Source organism: Rhizobacter sp. P2_H2, from assembly GCF_056403375.1.
Window position 1 is genome coordinate 1 of the sequence record NZ_JBFUFP010000122.1, and the last position, 9,170, is coordinate 9,170.

The following is a 9,170-nucleotide window of genomic DNA, read 5'->3' on the forward strand; positions in this document are numbered from 1 at the left end:
CGGCTGCTCGGCGGCGCTGTGGGGCGGCTGGCTCGRACGGGCCGGCCCGCGCAAGGCCGGCGTCGTCAGCGCGCTCTGCTGGTGCGGCGGCATGCTGATCTCGGCGCTCGGCATCCACCTGCACCAGTTCTGGCTGATGATCCTCGGCTCCGGCATCATCGGCGGCATCGGCCTCGGCCTCGGCTACATCTCGCCGGTCTCGACGCTGATCAAGTGGTTCCCCGACCGCCGCGGCATGGCCACCGGCATGGCCATCATGGGCTTCGGCGGCGGCGCGATGATCGGTTCGCCGCTCGCGGCCGAGCTGATGAAGAACTTCGCATCGCCCACCGGCGTCGGCGTGATGCAGACCTTCATCGTGATGGCGGTGGTGTACTTCGTCTTCATGCTGGGCGGCGCCTTCGGCTACCGCGTGCCGCCGAGCGGCTGGAAGCCCGCGGGCTGGACCCCGCCGGTCGCGCAGACCAGCAACGCGATGATCACGCAGCGCCACGTGCATGTGAAGAAGGTCTGGGGCATTCCGCAGTTCTGGCTGGTCTGGCTGGTGCTGTGCATGAACGTCAGCGCCGGCATCGGCGTGATCGGCATGGCCAGCCCGATGCTGCAGGAAGTCTTCGGCGGCAGCCTGATCGGCGTGGCCAAGAAGATCGGCGAACTCGACACCGCGCAGAAGGCGGCGATCGCCGGCATCGCGGCGGGCTTCACCGCACTGCTGAGCCTGTTCAACATCGGTGGCCGCTTCTTCTGGGCCAGCATCTCGGACAAGCTCGGCCGCAAGCTGACCTACACGATCTTCTTCGTGCTCGGCGGCGTGCTGTACGCCAGCCTGCCGGGCAGCGCAGGGGCCGGCAGCACGCTGCTGTTCGTCGGTGCCGTGTGCATCATCCTGAGCATGTACGGCGGCGGCTTCGCGACGGTGCCGGCCTACCTGGCCGACCTGTTCGGCACGCAGATGGTGGGCGCGATCCACGGCCGCCTGCTGACGGCCTGGGCCACGGCCGGCATCCTGGGCCCGGTGATCGTGAACTACATGCGCGACTACCAGCTCGGCCTGGGCATCCCGCGCGAGCAGGTCTACAACCAGACGATGTACATCCTGGTCGGCATGCTGGTGATCGGCCTGATCGCCAACCTGTCGATCCGTCCGGTGGCCGACAAGCACTTCATGAGCGATGAAGAGCTGGCCGAAGAGAAGCGCCTGGCGCATGACCGCGCGGCTGCGGCCGACGTGGGCAGCGGCCCCGGCGCGGGCGGCACCACGCCGACCTTCGTGGTCGCGCTGGCGTGGGCGGCGGTGGGCATTCCGCTGGCCTGGGGCGTCTACAAGACGCTTCTCACGGTCGGCAAGTTCTTCGCCTGAAGCTGTAGAAGCAACCCAACGCGCCGATAAGTCGGCGTGGTGGGTTCGATTTGTCTGATCGGGAGCGTTCGAGAACAACATGGCAGAGCAGAAGATCGAGTTCTACAAGGGCCCGGCCGGCGGCTGGGGCGCGCTGAAGAGCGTGGCGCACCAGCTGCTGCAGCACGGCATCGCGGCCAAGGGCGCGAAGACGATGCTGTCGGCCAACCAGCCGGACGGTTTCGACTGYCCCGGCTGCGCCTGGCCCGACCGCGACCACACCTCGACCTTCGAGTTCTGCGAGAACGGCGTGAAGGCCGTGGCCGCCGAGGCCACGTCCAAGCGCGCGACGCCCGAGGTGCTGGGCGCGCACACCGTCTCGTGGTTCGCCGAGCAATCCGACTTCTTCCTCGAGGACATGGGCCGCATCACGCACCCGATGGTGTATGACGCGGCCTCCGACCGCTACCGGGCGATCGACTGGGACCAGGCGTTCGCGATGATCGCGCGCGAGCTGCGCGCGCTGCCGGACCCGAACCAGGCGATCTTCTACACCTCCGGCCGCACCTCCAACGAGGCGGCCTTCCTCTACCAGCTGTTCGTGCGCGAGTACGGCACGAACAACTTCCCCGACTGCTCGAACATGTGCCACGAGCCGAGCGGCTCGGGCCTGCGCCCGACCATCGGCGTCGGCAAGGGCACGGTCACGCTCGACGACTTCGAGCAGGCCGATGCGATCTTCATCTTCGGCCAGAACCCGGGCACCAACCACCCGCGCATGCTCGGCGAGCTGCGCCAGGCCTCGAAGCGCGGCGCGAAGATCGTCAGCTTCAACCCTCTGCGCGAGCGCGGGCTCGAGCGCTTCGCCGACCCGCAGAGCGCGCTCGAGATGAGCACGCTCGGCTCGACGCCGATCAGCTCGCACTACTTCCAGCTGCGCATCGGCGGCGACCTCGCGCTCGTCAAGGGCATGTGCAAGCACGTGTTCGAGCTGGACGACCGCGCGCAGCGCGACGGCGCCGCCCGCGTGCTCGACCTGGCCTTCATCGCCGAGCACACGCACGGCTTCGAGGCCTTCGAGGCCGACGTGCGCGCCGAGAGCTGGGAGACGCTGGAGGCCGAATCCGGCCTCACGCAAGCGGACATCTGCCGCGCCGCCGAGCTGTACGCCGGTGCCAGGAGCGTGATCGCCTGCTGGGGCATGGGCATCACCCAGCACCAGCATTCGGTCGCGACGATCCAGATGATCACCAACCTGCTGCTGATGCGCGGCAACCTGGGCCGCCCCGGTGCCGGTGCCTGCCCGGTGCGCGGCCACAGCAACGTGCAGGGCGACCGCACGATGGGCATCTACGAGAAGCCGGCGCCGGCCTTCCTCGACCGGCTGGGCGAGGTGTTCGATTTCGAGCCGCCGCGCGCCGACGGCTTCGACACCGTGGCCGCGATCGAGGCGATGCTCGACGGCCGCGGCAAGGTGTTCTTCGCGATGGGCGGCAACTTCGCGTCGGCCACGCCCGACACGCATGCCACCTGGAAGGCGCTGCGCCGCTGCGAGCTGACGGTGCATGTCGCGACCAAGTTCAACCGCAGCCACGTGATCCACGGCCGCCAGGCGCTGCTGCTGCCCTGCCTGGGCCGCACCGAGGTCGACCTGCAGGCCGCGGGCGCGCAGGGCGTGACGGTCGAAGACTCGATGAGCATGGTGCACCTGTCGTCGGGCATCAACGCGCCGGCCTCGCCGATGCTGCTGTCCGAGCCGATGATCGTCGCGCGGCTGGCTGCCGCGACGCTGCCTTCCAGCAAGACACCCTGGATGTGGCTGGTCGAGGACTACAGCCGCATCCGCGACAAGATCGAGGCGGTGTTCGACGACTTCGCCGGCTTCAACGAGAAGATCAGGAAGCCGGGCGGCTTCCGGCTGCGCAACACCGCATCGGAACGCGTGTGGGTCACCGCATCGAACAAGGCGCAGTTCAGCGCCCACCCGGTGCCGCGCGATACCGCCGTGCACCGCGCCCGCAAGCAGACCGATGCGGTCGTGCTGACGCTCGCCACGGTGCGCTCGCACGACCAGTACAACACGACGATCTACGGCATGGACGACCGCTACCGCGGCGTCTACGGGCACCGCCGCGTGGTCTTCATCAACCGCGACGACCTGAAGGAACTCGGCATGAAGGCCGGCGACTGGGTCGACATCACGAGCGTGTACTTCGGCGACGACGGCAGCGACGAACGGCGCAGCGCCGAGAAGTTCCTGCTGGTCGAGTACGACATTCCGCGCGGCTGCATCGCGAGCTACTACCCCGAGACGAACGCGCTGGTGCCGTTGCAGAGCTTCGCGATCGGCGCCCGCACGCCGACCTCGAAGTCGATCCCGGTGGTGCTGACGCTGCGCCCGCTGGATTCGCCGGTGGCGAAGGCGCGTGATGTCGCCGACACCGCAGTCGCCTGAGGGGCCTGAAAACGCACCCGCGCCGCTCGAGGAGCGTGCGCTGCAGGAACTGCTCGAGCTCGACGAAGACGGCCGCGGCGTCGCGCTGACGCGGCTGGCCAAACGGCTGGGGGTGCGCGTCAGCGTGCTGATCCGGCTCTACACGCAGATGAGCGATGCCCGCATCGGCGACGCGGTCGGCCCCGGCTGGGTGCGCCTGCAGGTCGACGAGGCCGGACAATGGCGGGCCTTCGCGACCGACACCGCACGCCGACCGACATGAGCCTGCCCCACCCCGACACGACCGCCACACCCGGCACTTGCGACCTGCCCGACAGCCTGCCGCCCACCGAGGCGGTGTCGGTGCGCCGCCATGTCGGCGCGGTCGCGAGCGAGCGCAGCGACACCGTGGCGGTGGAGTCGCCGGTCGCGCTGGTCTTCAACGGGCTGTCGCACGCGGTGATGATGGCCACGCCGACCGACCTGGAAGCCCTCGGGCTCGGCTTCGCGCTCTCCGAAGGGCTGATCACCGGCCGCGACGAATGCCGCGACATCGAGGTGATGGCGCATGCGCGCGGCTGCGAGGTGCACATGACGGTGTCGTCGCGCGCGTTCGCGGCGCTGAAGGAYCGCAAGCGCTCGCTCGAAGGCCGCACCGGCTGCGGGCTGTGCGGCATCGACAGCCTGGCGCAGCTCGACCTGCAGCCGACCGAGCGCGTCACCGGCCAGCCGCCGATCCCGGCCGACGTGGTGCTGCGCGCATTCGCTGCGCTGCCGGCCCGGCAGGCGTTGAACGCCAGGACCGGCGCCTGCCATGCCGCCGGCTGGGCCACGCCGGCGGGGGAATTGCTCGACGTGGCCGAGGACGTCGGCCGCCACAACGCGCTCGACAAGCTGCTCGGCCGGCGTGCGCTGGCGGGCCGGCTCGGCGAGCCGGGCTTCGTCGTGATGTCCAGCCGCGCGAGCTACGAGCTGGTGCGCAAGTCGGTGCGGCTGCAGGTCGGCACGCTGGCCGCGATCTCGGCGCCGACCTCGCTCGCGATCGACATCGCGCGGCAGTCGGGGCTGCAGCTGTACGGCTTCTGCCGCGGCGAGCAGGCGGTCGACTACACCGCGCTCGCGCCGCTCAGCTGACACGCCCTGACATCGACAAACTGGGGGGTTCGCTTTCCGCGAACTTGGGGATGCCGTGAACGCGGCGTGAAGGCACGCTGTCGTGGCTGCCTCACCAGGACCCACCATGGCCCCCCCGGTCGTCGACCTGAGCAAGACCCTCGCGCTGGCCACGATCACCGCCGACGAACGCGCGCTGCTGGCGCAGTTGCAGGGCAACCTGTTGAAGGGCCATGGCCGGCCGCGCGCGGCGCACCTGCTGCTGAGGTTCGGGCACGCGCAGGCCGGGCGCGACTTCCTGCGCGCGCTGCGGCCGCGGCTCGGCCGCGCCGACACGCAGCTCGCCGATGCGCAGCGCGTGCGCGCGGCGCGCGAGGCCGGCACGGTGCTGCAGACGCCGCTGTTCGTGTCGTGCCTGCTGTCGGCCCGCGGCTACCGCGCGCTGCAGGTGCCGCGCGAGCGCTGGCCGTCGGACCCGGCTTTCGTCGAAGGCCTGAAGGACCGGCAGCCGATGCTGCGCGACCCCGACCACGCCGGCTGGGAGCCGGCCTGGCGCGACGAGGTGCACGCGCTGGTGCAGTTGGCGGGGGAGGCGCCGCAGGTGGAGGCGGCGCTCGCCGATTGGACGGCGGCGCCACACGAGGGTGTCGAGCTGCTGGGCATCGAGCAGGCCCGCAGCTGGCGCAACGGCCGCGGCGAAGGGATCGAGCATTTCGGCTTCGTCTCGGGGCGCAGCCAGCCGTTGATGATCGAGGAGGACATTGCCCGCGACGCACTGCGTGGCGGGGGCAGCCAGCGGTGGTCGCCGCGCTTCGCGCTGTCGCAGGTGCTGGTGCGCGACGCGGCGGTCGATGATCCGGCGGCGCACGGCTCGTACGTCGTCTACCGCAAGCTCGAGCAGAACGTGCAGGCCTTCCAGCAGGCCGAGGCGGCGTTGGCGCGCGGGCTGCGCAAGCTCGGCGCTGCCGCCGACGTGGCGCTGGCCGGCGCGATGCTGGTAGGCCGTTTCGCGGATGGCACGCCGCTCGCGATGCAGGGGCATGCCGGGCTGGAGGAGCCGGTGGCCAACGATTTCGACTACGCCGCCGACCCGCAGGGGCTCCGATGCCCGTTCCATGCGCACATCCGCAAGACGAATCCGCGCGGCGACACGGTGCGCGAATTCGGCATCGCGCCGGCGGCCGAGCGTGCGCGGCTGATGGCGCGGCGCAGCATGCCGTACGGCGAGCGGCGGCAGGATGCGCAGGGGCGCTTCAGCGACGCGCCCTCGCACGGCGTCGGGCTGCTGTTCATGGCCTGCCAGGCGAGCATCGTCGAGCAGTTCGAGTTCTCGCAGGCGAACTGGGCGAACGACGAGGGCTTCGTGCTCGGCCACACCGGCATCGACCCGCTGGCCGGCCAGGGCGGCGCGGTGAAGCACCGCCACCATGCCGGCTGGGGCGATGCGCAGGCGCCGACGCTGTCGCAGCGGATGTCGGGGTTCGTGACGCTGAAGGGCGGGGAGTATTTCTTCGCGCCGTCGCTGGGGTTCTTCGAGGGTTTGTAGTGTGGAACCTTTCAGGCACGGGTGCGACTGAGGCATACAGTCCAACACCAGGAACCCCTTTCATGAAACGCACCCACGGCAGCCTCGAGACACGGCCTTTGCTGAAACCCAAGCAGGATGTCCACTCCGAAGAAGATTCCGCCGAGAGCATCCGGTCGAAACAGAACTCGCGCATCTATGTCGAACAAGTGATGCAGGGTGATCTCTCTCGCGTTGCCGGAGCCGGTTCCGACGGAAAACTCGTCAGGTACGTCAATGAACTCGAGCTGGATGCGCTGATGCCGAACCGCGCTTCGCTCGCCACTGTGACCGAGGTCCTGGAGCAATGCGCCTCGGTACGCACGCTCACGCTGGGCGATGAATTGGATTTCAGCGAGATCACCCCGTTTGCAGATGCGCTGGCAGCGAACACGACATTGGAGACGCTGCACATTCAGAATTGCGACGGATTCCATCCAGGCGCGCCGCTGGAGCAACTGGCCCGAGGCATCGCAGGCAACACCGGCCTGAAGACACTGGTGCTGGAGTATGAGAACGACGCCGAGGAGGATCAACTCGAAGCTGGTGCCTGCTCAGGGCTGGCAGCTCTCGGCGCCAGCCTCGCGAACCATCCGTCGCTGGACTGCCTGCAGCTCGAGTTCCCGGACCTGCGTCCGCAGCAGGTCCACGCACTGGTGGCCGGACTGGCGGGCAACTGCACACTGACCCGACTGGTATTGCAGGCTGACCGCGACGACGCGCGGCTGCAGATGACGCTGGCGTTGGATCGGGGAGCCTTGCCCCGACTGGAACATCTCCAACTCAACAACGGGTGCCTCTCCCAGGTTCAGTGGCCCGAGGTCGCTACCCTGAGCCGATTGCTGTCCAGGCACAAGGCCCTGCGCACCGTGGAGCTCCCTCTCGCGTTCTTCGCGCCCGAGTACCTCGACACGCTCGCCCAGGGCCTCGCGCTGTCCCATTCGATCACCTCGATGAAGCCCCCTCTGCTCGAAACCCCCTGGCAGATCCCGCCCGCCATCTGGACGACCTTGCAGCGCAACCGCGCAATGGATGCGCGCTTCGGTGACACCGCCCTGATCGCCGCCTGCCAGGCGTTCACCGGGAGCTGGGGCCAGGTCCTCAAGAAGGACCCCGGCATGATCGCCAGGAACCAGGTCGGCCAGCACCTCGCCGCCATGCTGGCGCCACGCAGCAACGTGGCCAGGACGCAACGACACACCGGCCCGGTGTCGAGCATCAACCTCCGAACGGCGTTCGCCCGGCACCTTGCGGCCGAGCCATTGCTGATCAACGCGCTCATGGCCTCGTACTCGCTCCCTCCCAAGGCGCGCAACTTCGAAACCCCGTGAACTCCGTGTCGCAGTCGGGCAACTCGAAATTGCGATAGCACGGATGCCGCAGCCGCTCGCGCGTCGCGAACGACGCGCCGCGCAGCACGCGGTGCCGATCGTCGAAGGCGGGCATCGTGTGCCCGAGGTCCGGCCCCGGCTCGAAATGGTCGTAGGGCCGGAAGCGCCCGGCCGTCCATTCCCACACCTGGCCCCAGCGGAAGCCGCGCGATTCGCCGGTGCGCGCCGCATGCTCCCACTCCACCTCGGTCGGCAGCCGCCGGCCGGCCCAGCGGCACCAGGCATCGGCCTCGTACCAGCTCAGGTGCAGCGCGGCCTGCCCGAGCGGCACGCGCGCCAGCCGGCCGAAGCGCTGCTGCAGCACGCCCTGGCGCAGCTGGTCGACATACAGCGGGCTGCGCCGCCCGGCCGCCTGCACCCAGGCCCAGCCCTCGGGCGTCCACCAGCGCGCTTCGTCGTAGCCGCCATCCTCGACGAACTCGCCGTACTGCGCCCAGCTCACCGCCTGCGCATCGATCTCGAACTCGGGCAGCGCCACCTCGTGCGCCGGCTGCTCGTTGTCGTACGCGAAGCCCTCGCCCGACTCGCTGCCGATGCGCGCACGCGCCGCCGGGAACAGCAGCGCCGGCCGCGCCGGCAGCGTCGACAGGGCGGGCCACAGGCCGGCATCGAAGCCGAGCTGCTGCGACAGCACCGCCAGCCCCTCGGCGTGCGCGTCTTCATGGAACAGCGCGAGGCGGAAGAAATACAGCGCCGCATCGCCCTCGTGCGCGTGCTCCAGCAGCTCGAGCGTGGTCTCCAGCGTCTCGGCCAGGTAGGCCCGCACCGCCTGCGCGTCGGGCAGCGCCAGCGCGCGGCGCGTGGCCACCGGCGCCAGCGAAGCGTCGAACCAGCCATCGGCCCCCGGCTCGATCGACGCGAGCCGCGGCGCCCGCGGGTCGCAGTGCTCGCCGCGGTGGCGCTGCACGTTGCGGCCGATCCAGTACTCCTGGTACCAGCCCAGGTGGCCGAGCGTCCACAGCGGCGGATCCACCTCGGGCCGCAGCGATTCCGGCACCGCCACGCGCGCGTCCTCGAAGGCCTGCAACCAGCGCAGCGAATGGTTGCGCGCATCCATCAGCGCGAGCGACAGCAGGTCGCGGCCGGCGCGGCGCATGCGGGCCGCATCGATGGGCGGGGCTTGGAAATCCAGCATCGGGAGGGGCGACGTGGTGCGCAGCGAAGTGGCGGAGAATAGCGCGCCGCGCGATACTGTGGTTTCGTACAGCCGCCACCATGACCCGACGCCTGATCGCCCACCTCGACATGGACGCCTTCTACGCGTCCGTCGAACTGCTGCGCTACCCCGAGCTGCGCGGCCAGGCGGTGGTGATCGGCGGCGGGCGCGAC

At 69.9% G+C, this 9,170-nt stretch carries 8 protein-coding genes; 7 read left to right on the forward strand and 1 reads right to left on the reverse strand.

Annotated elements, in window-relative coordinates; genetic code table 11:
- The 6 genes from AC1D15_RS09820 to AC1D15_RS09845 form a co-directional block, all read left to right on the forward strand.
- Positions 1-1,360: OFA family MFS transporter (locus AC1D15_RS09820; protein ID WP_477825834.1), on the forward strand; the 1,360-nt coding region annotated here is incomplete at its 5' end.
- Positions 1,361-1,439: 79 nt separating this feature from the next.
- Positions 1,440-3,794, forward strand: a complete 2,355-nt coding sequence (locus AC1D15_RS09825; RefSeq protein WP_477825835.1) for an FdhF/YdeP family oxidoreductase — start codon at positions 1,440-1,442, stop codon at positions 3,792-3,794.
- Positions 3,769-4,056 carry a hypothetical protein gene (locus AC1D15_RS09830; RefSeq protein WP_477825836.1) on the forward strand — a complete coding sequence of 96 codons (288 nt, stop codon included), beginning with the start codon at positions 3,769-3,771 and terminating at the stop codon, positions 4,054-4,056. The genes AC1D15_RS09825 and AC1D15_RS09830 overlap by 26 nt, the downstream gene beginning before the upstream one ends.
- Positions 4,053-4,907: a formate dehydrogenase accessory sulfurtransferase FdhD gene (gene fdhD, locus AC1D15_RS09835; RefSeq protein ID WP_477825837.1), complete on the forward strand. Its 855-nt coding sequence runs from the start codon at positions 4,053-4,055 to the stop codon at positions 4,905-4,907. The genes AC1D15_RS09830 and fdhD overlap by 4 nt, the downstream gene beginning before the upstream one ends.
- A gap of 106 nt (positions 4,908-5,013) precedes the next feature.
- Positions 5,014-6,432, forward strand: coding sequence for a Dyp-type peroxidase (locus AC1D15_RS09840; protein WP_477825838.1), 1,419 nt, complete (start codon positions 5,014-5,016; stop codon positions 6,430-6,432).
- 62 nt (positions 6,433-6,494) lie between these two features.
- Positions 6,495-7,781, forward strand: a complete 1,287-nt coding sequence (locus AC1D15_RS09845; protein ID WP_477825839.1) for a leucine-rich repeat domain-containing protein — start codon at positions 6,495-6,497, stop codon at positions 7,779-7,781.
- Here AC1D15_RS09845 and senA read toward each other — a convergent pair.
- Entirely contained in the window at positions 7,729-8,976 is a 1,248-nt protein-coding gene (gene senA / locus AC1D15_RS09850; protein ID WP_477825840.1) for a selenoneine synthase SenA, read from the reverse strand. The genes AC1D15_RS09845 and senA overlap by 53 nt on opposite strands.
- Positions 8,977-9,086: 110 nt before the next feature.
- Here senA and AC1D15_RS09855 point away from each other — a divergent pair.
- The coding region (locus AC1D15_RS09855; protein WP_477825841.1) for a Y-family DNA polymerase at positions 9,087-9,170 on the forward strand (84 nt) is incomplete at its 3' end.